The 18065-nt window shown below is 60.4% G+C and carries 19 protein-coding genes; 8 read left to right on the forward strand and 11 right to left on the reverse strand.

What is annotated here, in order from left to right; all coding sequences use genetic code 11:
- Positions 1 to 12: 12 nt before the first annotated feature.
- Both envZ and ompR read right to left on the reverse strand, forming a co-directional pair.
- Positions 13 to 1323, reverse strand: a complete 1311-nt coding sequence (envZ, locus tag I6L46_RS15960; protein ID WP_128834456.1) for a two-component system sensor histidine kinase EnvZ — start codon at positions 1321 to 1323, stop codon at positions 13 to 15.
- A complete protein-coding gene (gene ompR, locus I6L46_RS15965) occupies positions 1320 to 2042 on the reverse strand; it encodes a two-component system response regulator OmpR (RefSeq protein ID WP_005340625.1) in 723 nt (240 codons plus the stop codon). The genes envZ and ompR overlap by 4 nt, the downstream gene beginning before the upstream one ends.
- 248 nt (positions 2043 to 2290) lie before the next feature.
- On the opposite strand from ompR, the gene greB reads away from it, so the two are divergent.
- From greB to I6L46_RS15980, 3 genes are all read left to right on the forward strand, one after another.
- The gene (greB, locus tag I6L46_RS15970) at positions 2291 to 2764 is read left to right on the forward strand and encodes a transcription elongation factor GreB (RefSeq protein ID WP_005340627.1); all 474 of its coding nucleotides are present in this window, start codon (positions 2291 to 2293) and stop codon (positions 2762 to 2764) included.
- A gap of 200 nt (positions 2765 to 2964) precedes the next feature.
- Positions 2965 to 5262: a Tex family protein gene (locus tag I6L46_RS15975; RefSeq protein ID WP_216976296.1), complete on the forward strand. Its 2298-nt coding sequence runs from the start codon at positions 2965 to 2967 to the stop codon at positions 5260 to 5262.
- 114 nt (positions 5263 to 5376) lie between these two features.
- Positions 5377 to 6596 (forward strand): IS3 family transposase gene (locus tag I6L46_RS15980; RefSeq protein WP_216976298.1). Its coding sequence is split into 2 segments (ribosomal slippage): positions 5377 to 5725 and positions 5725 to 6596, totalling 1221 coding nucleotides; the frame shifts between segments, so codons are not numbered across the junction.
- 60 nt (positions 6597 to 6656) lie between these two features.
- On the opposite strand, the gene I6L46_RS15985 is transcribed toward I6L46_RS15980, so the two are convergent.
- From I6L46_RS15985 to bioH, 4 genes are all read right to left on the reverse strand, one after another.
- The gene (locus I6L46_RS15985; protein WP_005355353.1) at positions 6657 to 6935 is read right to left on the reverse strand and encodes a hypothetical protein; all 279 of its coding nucleotides are present in this window, start codon (positions 6933 to 6935) and stop codon (positions 6657 to 6659) included.
- Positions 6936 to 7020: 85 nt separating this feature from the next.
- Complete coding sequence (locus tag I6L46_RS15990) at positions 7021 to 7788, reverse strand: putative metalloprotease CJM1_0395 family protein (protein ID WP_216976300.1); 768 nt, start codon at positions 7786 to 7788, stop codon at positions 7021 to 7023.
- A gap of 1 nt (position 7789) precedes the next feature.
- The gene (locus I6L46_RS15995; protein WP_005342675.1) at positions 7790 to 8023 is read right to left on the reverse strand and encodes a flagellar basal body rod C-terminal domain-containing protein; all 234 of its coding nucleotides are present in this window, start codon (positions 8021 to 8023) and stop codon (positions 7790 to 7792) included.
- 71 nt (positions 8024 to 8094) lie between these two features.
- Positions 8095 to 8859, reverse strand: a complete 765-nt coding sequence (gene bioH, locus I6L46_RS16000) for a pimeloyl-ACP methyl ester esterase BioH (protein WP_216976302.1) — start codon at positions 8857 to 8859, stop codon at positions 8095 to 8097.
- 38 nt (positions 8860 to 8897) lie between these two features.
- Here bioH and I6L46_RS16005 point away from each other — a divergent pair, with 38 nt between their 5' ends.
- The gene (locus I6L46_RS16005) at positions 8898 to 9626 is read left to right on the forward strand and encodes a ComF family protein (protein WP_216976304.1); all 729 of its coding nucleotides are present in this window, start codon (positions 8898 to 8900) and stop codon (positions 9624 to 9626) included.
- A gap of 80 nt (positions 9627 to 9706) precedes the next feature.
- Positions 9707 to 10285, forward strand: coding sequence for a Fe-S biogenesis protein NfuA (nfuA, locus tag I6L46_RS16010; RefSeq protein ID WP_005340636.1), 579 nt, complete (start codon positions 9707 to 9709; stop codon positions 10283 to 10285).
- Positions 10286 to 10354: 69 nt separating this feature from the next.
- Here the strand turns inward: nfuA and gpsA are convergent, their stop codons facing one another.
- From gpsA to I6L46_RS16025, 3 genes are read right to left on the reverse strand one after another with little or no spacing between them, the layout of a single operon-like run.
- Complete coding sequence (gene gpsA / locus I6L46_RS16015; protein ID WP_216976306.1) at positions 10355 to 11359, reverse strand: NAD(P)H-dependent glycerol-3-phosphate dehydrogenase; 1005 nt, start codon at positions 11357 to 11359, stop codon at positions 10355 to 10357.
- A 2-nt stretch (positions 11360 to 11361) separates the two neighbouring features.
- On the reverse strand, positions 11362 to 11832 hold the full coding sequence (gene secB, locus I6L46_RS16020; RefSeq protein ID WP_005340639.1) for a protein-export chaperone SecB: 471 nt from the start codon (positions 11830 to 11832) through the stop codon (positions 11362 to 11364).
- Between the two features lie 50 nt (positions 11833 to 11882).
- Entirely contained in the window at positions 11883 to 12314 is a 432-nt protein-coding gene (locus I6L46_RS16025) for a rhodanese-like domain-containing protein (protein ID WP_005340640.1), read from the reverse strand.
- 246 nt (positions 12315 to 12560) lie between these two features.
- Here I6L46_RS16025 and gpmM point away from each other — a divergent pair, with 246 nt between their 5' ends.
- Together gpmM and envC are read left to right on the forward strand one after the other, a co-directional pair.
- Positions 12561 to 14090: a 2,3-bisphosphoglycerate-independent phosphoglycerate mutase gene (gene gpmM / locus I6L46_RS16030; protein WP_005342668.1), complete on the forward strand. Its 1530-nt coding sequence runs from the start codon at positions 12561 to 12563 to the stop codon at positions 14088 to 14090.
- Positions 14091 to 14099: 9 nt separating this feature from the next.
- Entirely contained in the window at positions 14100 to 15452 is a 1353-nt protein-coding gene (gene envC / locus I6L46_RS16035; RefSeq protein ID WP_216976308.1) for a murein hydrolase activator EnvC, read from the forward strand.
- Positions 15453 to 15582: 130 nt separating this feature from the next.
- Here envC and I6L46_RS16040 read toward each other — a convergent pair whose 3' ends face one another.
- Positions 15583 to 16233: a Qnr family pentapeptide repeat protein gene (locus tag I6L46_RS16040; RefSeq protein WP_216976310.1), complete on the reverse strand. Its 651-nt coding sequence runs from the start codon at positions 16231 to 16233 to the stop codon at positions 15583 to 15585.
- An 89-nt stretch (positions 16234 to 16322) separates the two neighbouring features.
- Between I6L46_RS16040 and I6L46_RS16045 the strand changes: the two genes are divergently transcribed.
- Positions 16323 to 17330, forward strand: a complete 1008-nt coding sequence (locus I6L46_RS16045; RefSeq protein ID WP_216976312.1) for a substrate-binding domain-containing protein — start codon at positions 16323 to 16325, stop codon at positions 17328 to 17330.
- Between the two features lie 84 nt (positions 17331 to 17414).
- On the opposite strand, the gene I6L46_RS16050 is transcribed toward I6L46_RS16045, so the two are convergent.
- A complete protein-coding gene (locus I6L46_RS16050) occupies positions 17415 to 18056 on the reverse strand; it encodes a bifunctional 4-hydroxy-2-oxoglutarate aldolase/2-dehydro-3-deoxy-phosphogluconate aldolase (RefSeq protein ID WP_005342660.1) in 642 nt (213 codons plus the stop codon).
- Positions 18057 to 18065: the final 9 nt, after the last annotated feature.

Here is an 18065-nt window from a genome sequence, read left to right on the forward strand (position 1 = left end):
TACGCCCTTCTCTCAATCCATCCACTCCTGTGGCTGATGTTTTGGCAGCCGCATCTCGACCAGCAAGCCGCCGAGCTCCGAGCTCCCCAACCGGATAGTACCGTGGTGCTGGGCGACTATCTTGGCCACGATGGCCAACCCCAGGCCACTGCCGCCAACGGTCCGCGCCACATTCCCCTGAGTAAACGGCTTGAGCACCCGGGAATAGTCCTGCTCCGGAATGCCGGGGCCATCATCGGATAGGCGCAGGCGCACCCAGTGCCCATCGTCCTTGAGCTCGGCATGCAAGCGGCTCGCCCCGTAACGCTGCGAGTTGCTTGAGAGGTTGTTCAACACTCGCCGGATACTGACCGGATTGCAGGCCACCCGCACCGCCTCTTGCGGCAGCGCCAGATCGACCTCCAGCCCCTGCTCCGAGTAGATCAGCAAGGTATCGTGCACCAGCTGGGTCAGGTCGATCGGCTCCAGATCCTGACCTTCATCCGGGCGGATGTAATCGATGAACTGATCGATGATGGCATTGGACTCATCAATGTCGGCGTTGATGCTCTCCTTGAGGTACTCGTCACCGGAGGACATCATCTCGGTCGCCAGCCGGATGCGGGTCAGCGGGGTACGCAGATCGTGGGAAACCCCCGCCATCATCAGGTTACGCTCTTCGATCAGGCTCTTGATGGAGTGCGACATATGGTTGAAGGTGCGGGTCAGCCGCCGCACCTCCCTTGAGCCCAGCTCCCCCAGCGCCTCGGGGAAATGACCCCTGGCAACAGCAACGGCACCAGCTTCGAGATCCTCGAGCGGGCGCACCAGCTGCCGGGCAAAGCGCCAGGCCGCAAACAGAGTGATCACCAGCAGCACGCTCAGATAGATGATGAGGGGTTCGATATCGTCATCTTCAATCTCGGTCAGCGGGATCCGCACCCAGATTTTGCTGGCCTGCGGCGGCTGGATCCAGATGATGTAGTGATCCTGGATCTCGACCCGCACCTTGGCCGGGCCACCCAGTTCGCGACTGATGTTCTCCTCCAGATAGGGGTACGGCTTGGCATCGTTAAAGCCATGCTGCACCGCCTCGCTCTGGGTATAGATGTCGGTACCGGTCGTCACATAGACCAGCGCCTCGGCATCTTCGCTCAGCGCCAGTTGTTCAGTGTTAACCGGAAAGATCAGCTTGACCTGATTGGCCAGCAAGTGACTGATCTGCTTGACGGTTGGCGCCAGCAGATAGTTGTAGAAGGTGACGTAGGAGACTGCTTGATAGACCACCAGAACGGCGGCCAGAAACCAGAGCATGCGCGAGAACATGCTGCCGACCTTTTTCATGCACCGTCACCATCTGGCACGAACACATACCCCAGACCCCAGACGGTCTGCAGGTAGCGGGGCTGGGCCGGATCCTGCTCCAGCAGGCGGCGCAGACGAGAGACCTGCACGTCGATGCTGCGCTCGGTGGCGGTGTATTCGCGGCCACGGGCCAGATTCATCAGCTTGTCGCGGGAGAGCGGTTCACGCGGATGGCTGACCAGCACCTTGAGCACCGCAAACTCACCGCTGGTGAGCGCCATAGGCTCGCCATCCCGGCTCAGCTCGCGGGTCGCGAGATTGAGCTGGAAGGCCCCGAAGTTGACCACCTTCTCTGCAGCCGAGGGGGCCCCGGGCAACTCGACGGTATGACGGCGCAGCACGGCACGGATCCGCGCCAGCAGTTCGCGGGGGTTGAACGGCTTGGGCAGATAGTCATCGGCCCCCATCTCGAGCCCGACGATGCGATCCACTTCATCCCCCTTGGCGGTGAGCATCAGCACCGGGATCTGGTTACCCGCTTCCCGCAGACGGCGGCAGATGGAGAGCCCATCCTCCCCCGGCAACATCAGGTCGAGCACCATCAGGCTGAAGTTTTCACGAGTCAGCAAGCGATCGGCCTGCTCGCCATTGGCCACGCCGCGCACTACGAATCCCTGCTCGGTGAGATAGCGCTCCAACAGGGAACGTAATTTCAGGTCATCGTCCACGACCAGGACCTTGTATTGCTGCTGACTCATTGCTTTGCCTCTTCATTCTTTAGCTGCCCCCAATACTAGGGGGGGATATAGCGGGAGCAAAGCACAAATATGTTACCGGTTATTACCCGTCCCGAGAGCGTGACGGCCATCAAGTCACTGCGCTGGCCAGCGACTCCCTGAATGGCGCCAGCCGAGCCATCACGATTTCCCTCGACAGCAAGAGGACAAAAGCTAATATTCCCGAGCAGTTAGCGATGAATACCCCTCTTTGACAGGTCCGCATCACCATGAAGACAAAGCTGATCACCCGCGAAGGCTACAACAAGCTGAAAGAAGAGCTCGATTTCCTCTGGCGCCAGGAGCGCCCCGAGGTCACCAGGAAGGTGGCATGGGCCGCCAGTCTGGGGGATCGCAGCGAAAATGCCGACTACCAGTACAACAAGAAGCGGCTGCGGGAGATCGATCGGCGGGTGCGCTACCTGCGCAAATGCCTCGAAGAGCTGGGGATCGTCGACTATGCCCCCGCGCAGGAGGGCAAGGTCTTCTTCGGCGCCTGGGTCGAGGTGGAAAACGATGAGGGCGAGACCAAGCGCTTTCGCATCGTCGGCTATGACGAGATCTTCGAGCGCAAGGATTACATCTCCATCGACTCCCCCATGGCCCGCGCCCTGCTCAAGAAAGAGGTCGGTGATGAGGCCATCGTCCGTACGCCAGTTGGTGACGTCTGCTGGTATATCAACGAGATCAGCTACCCCAAATAATCGGACTGCTGGCGTGCTGCTTGCCACAGCCACATCCTGAGTCACAGGTGCAATGGCAAGATAAACGCCCCCCTGCGACTTTATCAGTCTGACTGGTGCAGACCCCGGAGCAGGGTGGCATCCCGCAACACGACCCCATATAGTGCTCACACTTGGCGCCTGATGGCGCGGACTCGACCACAGAGGCCCTCAACAACATCATGATGCAAACCATAGAGAGACAGATTGCCAGTGAGCTCAATGCTCGCCCGGAGCAGGTGCAGGCCGCAGTGCGCCTGCTGGATGAAGGCTCGACCGTGCCCTTTATCGCCCGTTACCGTAAAGAGGTGACCGGCGGTCTGGACGATAGCCAGCTGCGTACTCTGGAGAGCCGCCTCGGCTATCTGCGTGAACTGGAAGATCGCCGTCAGGTGATCATTCGCTCCATCGAAGAGCAGGGCAAACTGACCCCCGAGCTGATGCGCGAATTGAATGGCGCCGACAGCAAGACCCGACTGGAAGATCTCTACCTCCCCTACAAGCCCAAGCGCCGCACCAAGGGGCAGATGGCGATCGAAGCCGGGTTGGAGCCGCTTGCCAACCTGCTGCTCAGCGACCCGATGCAGGATCCCGAGCAAGCTGCAGCCACCTTCCTCAATCCCGAACAGGGCATTGCCGACAGCAAGGCTGCCCTCGACGGCGCCCGCTATATCCTGATGGAGCGCTTCGCCGAGCAGGCCGACCTGCTGGAGAAGTTGCGCGACTACCTGTGGCAAAATGCCACCCTGCGCGCCCGCGTGGTGGCAGGCAAGGAGCAGGAAGGGGCCAAGTTCAAGGACTATTTCGAACACGACGAACCACTGCACAAGGCCCCCTCCCACCGGGTACTGGCCATGTTGCGCGGTCGCAATGAGGGGATCCTCAATTTGGCGCTGGTCACCGGTGACGATGAGAGTGCCAGCCCCTGCGAAGGGATCATTGCCCACCACCTCAAGCTCAATCTGCAGAACCGCCCGGCCGACAAATGGCTGCAAGGGGTGGTGAGCTGGACCTGGAAGATCAAGTTGTCGCTTCAGATGGAGACCGAGCTGATCGGCCGCATCCGCGAGTCGGCAGAGGAGGAGGCGATCAAGGTGTTCGCCATGAACCTTAAGGATCTGCTGATGGCGGCCCCGGCCGGCATGCGCTGCACCATGGGGCTGGATCCGGGCATCCGCACCGGGGTCAAGGTGGCCGTGGTGGATGCAACCGGCAAGCTGGTCGATCACGCCACCATCTATCCGTTCGAACCAAAACGCCAGATTGATCAGAGCCTCAAGACCCTGAGCGAGCTGTGTCAGAAACACAAGGTCGAGCTCATCAGCATCGGCAACGGCACCGCCTCGCGGGAGACCGACCGGCTGGTCAGCGATCTGTTCGAGCGCTACCCCGCCGCCAAAGCGCAGAAGATAGTGGTGAGCGAAGCGGGAGCCTCTGTCTACTCCGCTTCCGAACTCGCCTCCCAGGAGTTCCCGGATCTCGACGTCTCGATCCGTGGCGCCGTCTCCATCGCCCGCCGCCTGCAAGACCCGTTGGCCGAGTTGGTCAAGATCGACCCCAAGAGTATCGGGGTAGGTCAGTATCAGCACGACGTCGGCCAGAGCCAGCTGGCCCGCCGACTGGATGCCGTGGTCGAGGATTGCGTGAACGCGGTCGGGGTCGATGTGAACACCGCCTCGGTCGCCCTGCTCAATCGGGTTTCCGGCCTCTCCCAGACGTTGGCCCAGAACATCGTCGCCTACCGGGATGAGCACGGAGCCTTCAAGAGCCGCCAGCAGTTGCTGAAAGTGAGCCGACTCGGCCCCAAAGCCTTCGAACAGTGCGCTGGCTTCCTGCGCATTCGCGGCAGCAGCAATCCCCTCGACAGCTCGGCGGTGCACCCGGAGTCCTATCCGGTGGTGGAGCGGATCCTCGCCAAGCTGGAGCAGACCGTGGAGAGCCTGCTCGGCAACAGCAGCCTGCTGCGCAGCCTGAAACCGGCCGATTACACCGATGAGCAATTTGGCGTACCTACCGTCACCGACATCATCGGCGAGCTGGACAAGCCAGGCCGCGACCCGCGCCCCGAGTTCAAAACCGCGACCTTCAAGGAAGGTGTGGAGCAGATCAGCGACCTGGTGCCAGAGATGGTACTGGAAGGGGTGGTCACCAACGTCACCAACTTCGGCGCCTTCGTCGATATCGGTGTTCATCAGGACGGGCTGGTGCACATCTCCTCCCTGACCGACCGTTTCGTCAAGGATCCCCGTGAGGTGGTCAAGGCGGGCGACATTGTGCGGGTCAAGGTGTTGGAAGTGGACGCCCCGCGCAAACGGATCAGCCTGACCATGCGCCTCGACGAAAAGGCAGGGCAGCTAGCTGAAGCGCGCAACAGCAGTGCCGGCAACGCCAAACCAAGAAATGAGCCGCGGCAAAGCGCCCCTATGGGTGGTGCCATGGGCAACGCCTTCGCGGCGGCGCTTTCCAAAGCGAAAAAGTAACGAAACCTTCCGGAACGCCTCTGAATGCAAAAAGCCCCGCAAGGGGCTTTTTTACACGCGATGTCCCGTCCTGAATATGGTTTACACCTTTCCTCCCAATAAATGGAGAACTCGATGGGACAAGGTGTGAAACGAACACAGCGCGATTACTCGCTGACTTTTAAACTGGCACTGGTCGAGCAGATTGAAAAAGGCGAGCTCACCTACAAACAGGCTCAGGTGCGTTATGGCATTCAGGGCCGCTCCACCGTTCTGGTATGGTTGCGTAAACCTAGTCGGCAAGATTGGAGCCAGGGGGCTTCTGTGCGTGCCGGCAGGAGCATCACCATGCCTGACCCCGACAACCAGACACCCGAACAGCGCATCAAGGAACTCGAGCAACAGCTGGCGCTGATGAGTCAGAAAGCCCAGTTCTTTGAGGCCGTCGTCGATGTACTGAAGAATGACTACGGCGTCTCCATCGTAAAAAAGCGACCCGGCAAGTCCTCTCGCAGCGGCAAGTCGAGAGGCTGACCATTGTCAGGGCTTGCCTGTTTCTCGGGATAAGCCGGCAGGCTTACTACAAGCGCAATCGGGTCGCCGACGAGCGCCATGCACAGGGATTGCAGGTGGTGCGCTTCGTGCGTCAGGTTCGACTGCGACAACCGCGGGTGGGCACTCGCAAGCTGCATTATCTGCTGCAGGGTCAGGATGATGACGGGCTCAAGGTCGGGCGGGACAGGCTGTTTCGGATATTGACCGAGCACCGCCTGCTGGTGCCACCCAGACGGGCGTATCACAAGACCACCCACAGTTTTCACCGTTTCTACCGTCATCCCAACTTGCTCAAGGCGGGGCCAGAGCAGGTTACGCCGGTGGCCCCGGAGCAGGTCTGGGTTGCAGATATCACCTATCTGCCAGCCAGGAGCGGACCGCTGTACCTGAGCCTGGTGACGGATGCGTACTCACGCAAGATAGTGGGCCATCACGTGCACGAAGGGATGCATGCCGAATCGGTGGCGATGGCGTTCAAGAAAGCGCTGAAGCAACGGCGTGGCGGCGGGGAGCTAATCCATCACTCAGACCGCGGCGTGCAGTATTGCTCGGGACTGTATCAATCATTACATGAACGGTACGGGGTGAAATGCTCGATGACGGATGGGTATGACTGTTATCAGAATGCGTTGGCGGAGCGGGTGAACGGGATTTTGAAAGGAGAGTTATTGTTGCAAAGCCCGCAGGATTTGGCGCAAGCGCGGGAGATGGTGCGTGAAGCAGTAGATATTTACAACGCGGAGCGGCCGCATCATGCGTTGAAATACAGAACCCCCGATGCGGTACATAGGGGGTGCTGAGTAGAGAAATGCTAGTTGAAAATGTGTAAACCTATTTCAGGACTAGACAGAAGCTCAGGATCACTGCGTCAGGGCAGCAAGAATACTCTCGGGCTCTCCATGCTGGGCCAGCACCTCCCGCAGTCGGTTGAATGCCTTGCAGGCCTCTTGTGGATACTTGCCGTAAGAGACGACGCCGGTGTGACTCCAGCCAGCCGCCAGCATCACTTTCTTCTTGAAACTGGTTCCTTCAGTTCCTCCTCCTCCGAGCTGCATCAGAAATTGCTCCATCTGCAGGTGGGGGGGCGGTACACGGGAGAAGGTGGTGAAATCTTCCGCTTTGACTTCATCGAAATGCATGACAGCTCCTGTGAAATTGGAATGGGCCTGATCTTCAGGTTAGTTGCAAAACAGGCAAAGCAGCTGAAAGTTTGGCGAGGGTGATTCAGATATGCAGACTGAGGGACTGGGTAGAGGCCGGGCTGACAGCCTGTTGATAGTGGCTCGCGATGACGCTGTTGCGCTTGTCCATATAGGCGCTCAGCACACCGCCCGATTTCGCGCTCTGCTCGGCCATCAGCTCTTTGCGGGCCTTGGCCTCACTCGCGGCGGCGCTGCGCGCAACGGCCAAATCCTGCGCAGAAGGCTCGGCAGGCGCCAGCGCTGCAGTGCGGATCTGCTGCATCTTGGCGATGGTAGCGGCAGGGTCACCGGGTACGATACTGGTATCGATCTGGACTTCGCCACCCGTTGCATAACGCTTGCCATCCGGCCCTTGCGTAAACTGATAGGTGGGCGAGCTGGCGTACTCACCACCCGCTGACTGGTGCGCCTGCTCGTGGGTTCGAACCTCCTTGTCACGCTCGACAAGATCCTGAACCTGCTGCTCTTGCCGCTGTTGCTGCTCCTGCTGTTTGGGATCTTGCTGCTTGCGCTGCCCATCCTCGCCGGTGGCCTCGACAAAGCGATTATCTGGCAGTGTCGTCGGGGCTAATTGCCCGGTTTCACGGCTGTTCTGGGAGGTCTGATTGCTGGAGGCCTGAGCGGCTTTGGATTTCTCTTTCTGGGAGCCGACTTCAGATTCGGCAACGGAGGCTTGGCCCGCACGGGCCTGCGGGATCAGTTCTGCCCGGCGATTATCCGTCCTCGCCGCTTCCACCTGGGGTTGCAGCTGTGTCGGGATAAGAGGGGGCAGACTGACATTGATGTTCATCTCACACCCGGATGTCGATCAGGGTTCCCATCATCTCGCTGGCGGTCTGCACTACCTTGGCGGAAGCGCCAGCCTGCTGCTCGGCCACCTTGAGATTGACAAGCTCATCGGTCACTTGCACCTGATCCCCGCTGGGGGTGTTGAGGCGGGCGATCTGATTGGATGCCTTGTCGGCAATCTGCTCTGCTCGCTGAAATCCCTGTACCCCGCTGTTGAAAGCAGAATCAATACGCATGGTGTTACTCCTCTGGTCACAGCTTAATTATCCGCCAGACCAAAGGATTAATGAAGCTTGCCGGCTGTTTTTTAGCCAACAAAATCTCGAACGATTTCAATGAATTCGTCAGGGTGGGAGATAAAAGGTGCGTGTGAGGCCTTATTGAGGGTCACGCTGCGGCTGGCAGGGTAGAGATCATCCAGCAGGGGAATGGCCGCCTTGGGTACCAATGAATCCAGTCGGCCATAGATCCGCAACCAGGGCAGATCCAGCTCCCGCAGCGGTTCGCGCAGGTCAATGTCGGCCAACAGCGTCAGCCCGGCCTCAAGTGCGGCAAACTGGGGCGCCGGGCGCTCGGCCAGCCAGTGGCGCAACTGACGGATATCATCTCGGGCATGTTCGCTGCCCATTGCCTGGATCGCCAGAAAGCGCTCTATGGTCTGGCGAAAATCCCCCGCCAGCATCTGGTTGAAGCCGGTCAGTACCTTGGGAGCGATCCCCGGCCACTCATCACGGGCCATGAAACAGGGGGAGCTGGCCACGGTGATCAGGGAGTGCAGCCGATCGGGATGCGTCAGCGCCAACTGGCTTGCCACCAGACCGCCGAGCGACCAGCCAAGCAGATGACACTTCTGCGGCAAGATGGCGGCCACCTGCTCGGCAAGCCAGGGCAGGCTGTAATCCACCTCGTCATCCAGCGGGCTGTTGCCAAAACCGGGCAAATCCACCAGATGAACCCGATAGTGGGACGCCAGCTGTTGGGCAATACCATGCCAGACCGCACCATTCATCCCCCAACCGTGCAACAGCACCAGATCGGGCCCCTGGCCAAACTGCTCTACCGATATGCTCATCTAGACTCAAGATCCCTGTTCATGCTCTTGGGGTCAGCATGTTAAAGCGACTGCTCGCTAAAGCAAGCCCGCTGCTCGGCAGCCACGGTGACTGGCAAGGGAGTTGCCTCCTCTGTCATCAACCTTGCGACAGCGAGCCCCTGCTCTGCAGCTGGTGTCGGCAGGCGCTGCACCAGTCACAGCCGAGATGCCGCCTCTGCGCCGCACCGCTGACTAAATATATAGAAGAGAGCATACCGGTCTGTGGTCGCTGCCAGCGCAGACCTCCCCCCTGGGAGCGGTTGCAGGTGATCGGCGACTACCAAATCCCCTACCCCATGCTGATCCCCCGGCTTAAATATTCCGGCCAGATCCTGCTGGCGCCGCTACTGGCACGCCTCTTGGCCGATCATCTGGATGGCAGCGAGCCGCCGGAGGCGATCATTCCGGTTCCCCTGCACTGGTGGCGGCAGTGGCGGCGCGGGTTCAATCAGGCGGAGGAGATCGCGCAAGCCCTTGGCGAGTTCACCGACATTCCCTGCGACAACACCCTGTTGCAGCGCATCAAGGCGACCCCGCAACAAACAACCCTGAGCGCCGGGCAGCGGCGGCGCAATCTGCGCGGGGCATTCCGGATCCGCTCCCACCAATACCATCATGTCGCCCTGCTCGATGACGTTGTGACCACAGGCGCCACCGCCGGCCAGCTCACCCGCCTGCTTCATGAGAGCGGAGTCACAAAGGTGGAGGTCTGGGCCATCTGCCGCACCCAGAGGCATCTCAAGTAGCCATCGGCATGCTACCCAAGCCTTGCTAACCGCGTTATCATGAATACCCTAGTCGTACACTCAGGTTTATGAGGATAGTGATGATCAGCATTTCCGACGCCGCCCAGGCCCATTTCCGTAAACTGCTGGAAAAACAGCCTGATGGCACCAATATCCGGGTGTTTGTGGTCAATCCGGGAACCCAGAATGCCGAGTGTGGCGTATCGTATTGCCCGCCCGATGCCGTGGACCCGGAAGATCAACACCTGCCCTTCAGCGGCTTCGACTGCATGGTCGATCCCCTGAGCGCCCCCTTCCTGGTGGATGCCACCATCGACTTCGTGACCGATCAGATGGGCTCCCAGCTCACCCTGAAGGCACCGAACGCCAAGATGCGTAAAGTGGCCGATGACGCGCCACTGATCGAGCGCATCGAGTACGTGCTGATGTCCGAAGTGAACCCCATGCTGGCCGGTCACGGTGGCAAGGTCACCCTGGTCGAGCTGACTGAAGACAAACTGGCCATCCTGCAGTTTGGCGGTGGTTGCAACGGTTGCTCCATGGTCGATTACACCCTGAAAGAGGGGATCGAGAAGCAGCTGCTGGAGAAGTTCCCGGGCGAACTCAACGGTGTGAAAGACGCCACCGAGCACCAGCGCGGCGACCACTCCTACTACTGATTTGCAGCCCTTGCAGCAAAGAAAAGGCCCCGCCATCTGGCGGGGCCTTTTGCATGGGCAATCGGCAGATTACTCGTCCTTCTTGTCTCGCGACAGCAGGGCGATGGCCGCCTCTTTCGGGTTCTTACCCTCGTAGAGCACCTTGAAGATCTGCTCGCAGATGGGCATCTCGACGCCGCAGCGGGCCGCCAGCAGATGCACCTCTTTGGTGTTGCGATACCCCTCCACCACCTGACCGATCTCGGTCATGGCGGTGTTCACATCCTTGCCAGCCCCGAGGGCCAGCCCGAAGCGACGGTTGCGCGACTGGTTGTCGGTACATGTGAGCACCAGATCCCCGAGCCCCGCCATCCCCATAAAGGTTTTGGCATCGGCACCCAGCGCCGCACCCAGACGCTGCATCTCCACCAGACCCCGGGTGATGAGCGCGGTTCTGGCATTCGCGCCAAACCCTAGCCCATCGGAAAGACCGGCACCGATGGCGATGACGTTCTTCACCGCCCCGCCCAGCTGCAGACCGACGAAGTCCGGATTGGTATAGACCCGGAACGAGCGGCCACAGTGCAGCAGATGGGAGAGATCGTCGGCGAACTCATCGTGAGTCGAGGCGACCGAGATGGCGGTCGGCAGACCGGCAGCCAGCTCCTTGGCGAAGGTGGGACCGGAGATCACCGCCAGCGGTATCTCGTCACCCAGCACTTCACGGGCCACGTCCTGCAGCAGACGGCCACTGTCCGGCTCCAGACCCTTGGTGGCCCAGGCGATACGGGTATCGGGGCGCAGGAAGGGTTTGATCCGGATCAGCACATCGCCAAATACATGGCTCGGCACGACCAGCAGCAGCACGGGAGCCGCTTGTACCGCACGTTGCAGATCCGCAGTCAGCTGCAAATCGGCGGGAAAAGGGACATCAGGCAAAAATGCCTTGTTGCAGCGGTCTTGTTCCAACTCGGCGACATGAGCGGGGTCGTGACCCCACAACAGGGTCGGATGACCATTGCGCGCCAGAGAAATGGCAAGGGCGGAGCCATAAGACCCCGCCCCCAAGACCGAGATAGCGATCTGGTCAGCCATTATCAGGCTTCCGCAGTCGCCTGCTGGGCCTGTGCTTGCGCCATGTGCTGGGCAAACAGGGCATCGAAGTTGACCGGTGCCAGGTTCAGCTGCGGGAAGGAACCCTTGCTCACCATGTTGGCCACGGCTTCGCGGGCATACGGGAACAGGATGTTCGGGCAGAAGGCAGCCAGGCAGTGAGCCAGTTGCGGCTCCGGCAGGTTACCGATGGTGAAGATACCGGCTTGCTGTACTTCGCACAGGAAGGCGGTTTCGGTTTCCAGTTTGCAAGTTACGGTCAGGGTCAGGACAACCTCGTACACGTTCTCAGCCAGGATGTTGGTCTTGGTATCCATATCCAGCTTGACGTCCGGCTGCCACTCTTTCTGGAAGATGTGCGGGGTGTTCGGCGCTTCGAAAGAGACATCCTTGGTGTAAACACGCTGGATGTGGAATTCCGGTTGTACTTCCTGGTTGTTGATCTCGTCAGCCATTTCGTTTGATTCCTTGTTATATGGATAAGTGGGCTCAGGCCCTGCTTAAATCAGCGTTTCTTGGTTACCGGCAGATTTTCTGCACGCCATTGGGCCATGCCACCGCCGAGCACATAAACCTGCTTGAAGCCAGCTTTGCTCAGCTGACGGCCCGCGCCGCCCGCAGTCATTCCCGACTCGCACACCACTATGATGGGGGCATCTTTATGCTTTTCAACCGGGCCCAGATTATTGCTCTGGATCTGGGTCAGCGGCAGGTGCTGGGCACCGGCCAGATGGCCCTTGGCGTACTCTTCCTGACTGCGAATATCCACCACGGTGGCATTCTCGCGGTTGATCAGCAGGGTCGCGGTGTGATTGTTGACGGTTTTTACCGGAGACAAACGGGCACGCACAGTGGTGTAAACCAGGGTGCCAGCCAGACCCAACCAGGCTGCGGTCAGCAGCGGGTTACGGGCCGCAAAATCCAAATACTCTTGCATCTTCTACTATCCAGGGACCAAGACAAGGGCCCGAGTATACATGGGGGTATTGATAAGATCAGCCATCTTGGCGGCAAAGCGCGAGCAGGCTCCCATCCTCATTGGGCTGCGAGCATGGCAGGAAAGGCATGGCTTGCGGGGCCGCAGGAGCGCCCCTTGGCTATCAGGTGACTATTTCGGCAGATGTAGTAATATTACGCTAGTTTCATTTCCCGCATTTTTTCCAATCCGAGAGGACATAGTCTTATGTCAACAGCTAAGAAACCTTTGGTTCTGGTCATCATGGACGGTTGGGGCTACAGCACCAAGCAAGAGCACAACGCCGTCGCTGCAGCCAAGACTCCCAACCTCGATCGTCTGGCCCGTGACTACACCAGCACCCTGATCTCCGGCTCCGGCCTGGACGTCGGTCTGCCGGATGGCCAGATGGGCAACTCCGAAGTGGGCCACGTCAACATCGGTGCCGGTCGCATCGTCTATCAGGAGCTGACCCGCATCTCCAAAGACATCCAGGACGGCGAATTCTTCCAGAACGTCGAGCTGGCCAAGGCTGTTGACGCTGCCGTGACCAACGGCAAAGCCGTTCACATCATGGGCCTGATGTCCCCGGGTGGCGTACACAGCCACGAAGAGCACATCATGGGCATGATCGAAATGGCGGCCAAGCGTGGCGCCGAGAAGATCTACCTGCACGCCTTCCTGGATGGCCGTGACGTTCCGCCGCGCTCCGCCCAGTCCTCCATCGAGCTGTTCGACGCCCTGTTCGCCAAGCTCGGCAAGGGTCGTTTCGCCTCCATGATCGGTCGTTACTTCGCCATGGACCGTGACAACCGCTGGGATCGCGTGCAGCAAGCCTATGACCTGATGACCCAGGGCAAGGGCGAGTTCACCGCCAATAGCGCCACCGAAGCGCTGGCTGCCGCCTATGCTCGCGACGAGAACGACGAGTTCGTCAAAGCCACCCGCATCGGCGAAGCTGCACCGATGGAAGATGGCGATGCGCTGATTTTCATGAACTTCCGTGCCGACCGTGCCCGTGAAATCACCCGCGCCTTCGTTGACACCGACTTCACCGGCTTCGCCCGTGCAGTCGAGCCGAAGCTGAACTTCGTGATGCTGACCGAATACGCGGCCGACATCAAAACTGCCTGTGCCTACCCGCCGACCGCTCTGGTCAACACCCTGGGTGAGTGGCTGGCCAAGCAGGGCAAGACCCAGCTGCGGATCTCCGAAACCGAGAAGTACGCTCACGTCACCTTCTTCTTCAACGGTGGCGAGGAGTCCTGCTTCACCGGCGAAGATCGCGAGATCGTGGCCAGTCCGAAAGTGGCGACCTATGACCTGCAGCCAGAGATGAGCTCCGAAGAGCTGACCGACAAGCTGGTTGCGGCCATCAAGAGCGGCAAGTACGACGTCATCATCTGTAACTACCCGAATGGCGACATGGTTGGTCACACCGGTGTATTCGATGCCGCCGTCAAAGCGTGTGAAGCCGTTGACCACTGCATCGGTCGCGTCACCGACGCCCTGGCCGAAGTGGGTGGCGAGTGCCTGATCACTGCCGACCACGGTAACGCCGAGAAGATGCTGGACGAAGAGACTGGTCAGGCCCACACCGCCCACACCAATCTGCCGGTTCCGCTCATCTATTTCGGTCGCAAAGCCGAGGTAGTTGAAGGTGGCAAACTGTCCGATCTGGCCCCCACCATGCTGACCCTGATGGGTCTGCCGGTGCCGCCGGAAATGACTGGCAAGCCCCTGATGATTCTGAAATAATCCTTCCCCATGCGGGGATGCGAAGTTATTTCACAGAAAACCAGTCGCGTCGGCCTGTTGGCCGGCGCGCTGTTTTTTTGCCTGTCGATTGGCGCCAGCAAACCGGCTTTGGCCGCCAATCAGCAGCTGGGGACCATGCAGTCCCAGATCAAAGAGCAACAGAAGACCATCAAGCTCAGCAAGCAGGAGCTTGCCAAGCTCAATACCCAGCTCAAGGCTGACGAGCAGGCCATCTCGGCCGCCGCCGCCAAACTCAACCAGACCAGACAGCAGTTGAAGCAGAACCAGCAGACGCTGGCGACCCTGCAAAAAGACAAGCTCGCGCTGGAAGTTCAAGCCAAACATCAAAAGCAGTTGCTGGCCAAACAGGCGGAGAGCGCCTTTCAGGCGGGTAACCACGACTACCTCAAACTGCTGCTCAATCAGCAGGATCCGGCCAAACTGAGCCGCTCCCTCGACTACTACGACTACCTCAACAAGGCCCGCATCGAGGCCATCGACGCCCTGCGCGCCACCCGTGACAAGCTGGCGAAAAACCAGCAGGCAACCAAAGAGACCGAAACCAGACTGCAGACCCTGCTGGCCGAACAGCAGGAGCACCACCAGACCCTGCTGGCCAGCCAGCAGAGCCGGGCCAAGGTGCGCAACCAGTTGCAGCAGTCGGTACAGGATGACGAGCAGAAGCTGACCCAGCTGGTCAAGGCGGAGAAAGCGCTGAAGGCCCGACTGGAAGAGCTGCGTCGCAAGCGGGAAGAGCAGGAGCGCCGCGAACGGGCCGAGCGGGAACGGCTGGCCAAGCTGAAAGCGGAGCAGGAGCGTCAGCGCAAGCTGGCCGAACAGCGCCGCGCCGAGCAACAACGACTCGCCGCCCAGCAGAACAAAACCGTCAAACCGGCAGAACCGGTCGAAGAGTTGGCCAGCAGCAAACCGGATCGCGGCTCGGGCATCAGCAGTGCCGGTCACTATAGCGGCCTCAAGACCAATGGCAGCCTGCGCTGGCCGGTGCAGGGACCGATCCTCATCTCCTATGGCTCGCCCCGTACCGCCCAGCTCAAGTGGAAAGGCACCCTGATCGGCGCCAGCGAAGGGACCCAGGTCAAGGCGGTTGCACCGGGACAAGTGGTCTACGCCGACTGGCTCGACGGCTTCGGTATGCTGCTGGTGATCGACCACGGTAAAGGCTATATGAGCCTCTACGGTCACAATCAGTCGCTGCTGCGTCAGGTTGGCCAGAATGTGGAACAGGGTGAACCGGTGGCACTGGTCGGTGACAGTGGCGGTCAGGACAGACCGGGCCTCTACTTCGAAATTCGCTATCAGGGCGAGGCGATCAACCCGACCAAATGGCTGGCCAAGGGTTGAGTTAACCCGGCCGACAAGCCATCACACGCTCACTAGCAAAAGCCTGCATCATGCAGGCTTTTGTCGTTTCAGGAGCGCCCTCCCCACTGTCGGCCCATTTGATGAAAAATTACCTAATTTTCCGCTCGGCTCAGGGGAAGACAACCAGACCGATCTGCTCCAGCAAGGTCTGCTGCTGATCCTCGTTGATCTGCACCCCTTGCAGATCGACCCAGCGCAGATCCAGCCCCGGCAGGTCGCACTGGCGCAGATCGCAGCCCTGCAGCTTGAAGCTGCTCCAGTCGATCTGGCCAAACTCGGAGCAGCTGAGATCGGAACCCGCCAGCGAGGCACCAAACAGGTTGGCCCCCTGCCAGCGGTTGCCGGTCAGCTCGCACTTCTCCAGCAGGCAGCCCTCGAAGCTGGCATAGCTGAAGTTGTTGCCGGTCAGATGGGCCTCGCAGAAGTAGCTTTTGGCGGTGATCTGGTTGGCGAAGCTGGCGTGGCCGAAGTTGATGCCGACCGCCTGACAGTCGCGCATCTCCAACCCCAGACACTGGCTGCGGCTGCAATCGGCCATGGTGAGATCGCAGCGCAGGAAGCTGGCCTCGCGCAGATCACAACCCTGCAACAGGCAGCCCCGTTCACTCTCCCGATCGTAGAAGCTGCAGTCGATGAAGCGGCTATCGCTCAAATCCAGCCAGGAGAAATTGCAGCCGATAAAGCGGCACTCCGAGAACTGCTCCCCCTCCACATCCTGTTGCTCGAACCGGACATCCACGAACTGCTTGCCTCTGATCATCGGAAAACTCCTGCAAAAACGGCTTCATATGCTGACTTTATCCGCCAAAAACGGTAATGTTACATGTAACATCCACGCTGGACACCCCTATGAGCCCCACCCGCAAGCGCCGCCCCACCCTGCAAGATATCGCCGACCAGACCGGCGTGACCAAGATGACTGTCAGCCGCTATCTGCGCGACCCGCAGACCGTAGCGGAGGGGACCCGCGAGCGGATCGCAGCTGTGGTGGAAGAGCTGGGTTATATCCCCAACCGGGCGCCGGACATTCTCTCCAACGCGACCAGCAAGGCGATCGGCATCTTGATCCCCTCACTTTCCAACCAGGTATTCTCGGCGGTGATCCATGGCATCGAGTCGGTAACCCGACCGGCCGGTTACCAGACCTTGCTGGCCCACTACGGCTACAGCCCGGAGCGGGAGGAGGAGCAGGTCGCGTCCCTGCTCTCCTATCACGTGGATGGGCTGATCCTCTCCGACAGCCAGCACACCGAACGCACCCGCAAGATGATCGCCACCGCCGGCATTCCGGTGGTGGAGACCATGGATCTGCCGCAAACCCCCATCGACATGGTGGTCGGTATGGACCATAGAGCCGCCGCCCGGGCCATGGTAACAGAGATGCTGCGCCGGGGCCGACGCAAGGTGGTCTATATGGGGGCACGGCTCGACGTGCGCACCCAGCTGCGGATGGAGGGGTACTATCAGGCGATGACCGACTTCGGCCTCACCGGCCAGCATCTGCTGACCGAACAATCCTCCAGCTTCACTCTGGGGGGCGAGCTGCTGGATCAGGCGCTGGTGCGCTATCCCGACCTCGACGGCCTGTTCTGCACCAACGATGACCTGGCGGTGGGTGCTCTGCTGCAGTGTCAGGCCAAGTGGATCCCGGTGCCCCAGCAGATCGCCATCGCCGGTTGCAACGCTCTCGACATCGGCCACGCCATGACCCCCAAACTGGCCAGTATCGCCACCCCGCGGGAAGCGATCGGTCGGGAGGCGGCCACCATGCTGCTGGCACGTCTCAGCGGCCAATCCCAACCCGACACCCGCAAGGATATCGGCTTCTCCCTCTATGTCGGGGAGAGTCTGGGGTAATCCCTTCCCGCACACACTGAAGCCACGCCGATAACAAACAGGCCACCCGAGGGTGGCCTGTTTGGTTTTCTGCACAACTGACGCTTAGCGTTTAACCAGCTCAACCGCTTCGCGGGAGAGGCGAGTCACCTCTTCCCAGTTGCCGCTCTTGACCGCATCGGCCGGCAGCATCCAGGAGCCGCCGACAGTGGCCACGCACTTGAGCGCCAGATAGTCGGCCACGTTTTTCGGGCCGATACCGCCGGTCGGGCAAAACTTCACCTGGGGCAGCGGCGCGGCAATGGCGGAGAGCGCCTTGGTGCCGCCGTTCGCTTCGGCCGGGAAGAACTTCAGGTGGTCATAGCCTGCTTCCAGCGCCTGCATCACTTCAGACGGAGTAGCAACGCCCGGGATCAGCGGTGCAGTGCTCTTGGCCGCGTGGGCCAGCAGGGCCGGGGTCATCCCCGGGGAGATGACGAAACGGGCACCGGCGGCGACGGCGGCGTCAAACTGCTCGCAGTTGAGCACGGTACCGGCACCGACCATGGCATCCGGCATCGCCTTGGCGATGAGGGCGATGGCATCGAGCGCCACCGGGGTGCGCAGGGTGATTTCGAAGACAGAGATGCCGCCGTCGAGCAGCGCCTTGGCCATCGGCAGGGCCTGATCCAGCTCGTTGATAACCATCACGGGTACCAGCGGGGAGGCGGCAAACACCTCGGCCGGGGTCACTTTCCAGTTCTGCATAGCTCTTCC

Origin of the sequence: Aeromonas sp. FDAARGOS 1416, from assembly GCF_019048085.1 — a bacterium.
Lineage (GTDB): Bacteria > Pseudomonadota > Gammaproteobacteria > Enterobacterales > Aeromonadaceae > Aeromonas > Aeromonas veronii.